This window comes from Nocardia cyriacigeorgica (genome assembly GCF_010858045.1).
Classification (GTDB): Bacteria; Actinomycetota; Actinomycetes; order Mycobacteriales; family Mycobacteriaceae; genus Nocardia; species Nocardia cyriacigeorgica_E.
On record NZ_JAAGVC010000115.1, the window covers coordinates 1 to 456 of the forward strand.

At 69.5% G+C, this 456-nt stretch carries 1 protein-coding gene and 1 pseudogene; both read right to left on the bottom strand.

Annotated elements, in window-relative coordinates; all coding sequences use genetic code 11:
- Positions 1-144, bottom strand: a pseudogene (locus GV790_RS31490) (phosphoribosyltransferase); the annotation flags it as partial.
- An 11-nt stretch (positions 145-155) separates the two neighbouring features.
- Positions 156-456 (bottom strand): nitrilase-related carbon-nitrogen hydrolase (locus GV790_RS28960; protein WP_306043431.1); only part of this gene is annotated, 301 nt, incomplete at its 5' end.

The window sequence follows — 456 nt, forward strand, 5'->3', positions numbered from 1 at the left end:
ATCACCACCGATCACGCAACGCACCGCGGCCGCGACCGGAACCCCGCCGCGCGGCAGACCGAGCACCAGCGGGTTCGACGCGTGCAGGTAGGACAATCTCTTACCCAGCGCGCGACCGGCTGCTGCACGATCGCTGTAGACCATTACCTCGAACGCTACTCCGCCGCACGCTCGACGACCTCGAATCGCCGCAGGTCCAGGCTCGGATTGGCCAGGCGCACCTCGGTCACCCGCGCGAGATCCACCGTCGCGACGCGCATACCCGGTTCATCGCCGAGTTCGGCGAGCACGACGCCGGCAGGGTCGATGATCATCGACGCGCCCGCACCCCGGCGCGCGGCCTGATCGGCGGCGGCGACGTACACGGTGTTCTCGATGGCACGGGCACGCAGCAGCGTCGTCCACTGCTCGACCTTGCCCGGTCCGGGAATCCACTGGGCAGGCAGCAGCAGCACC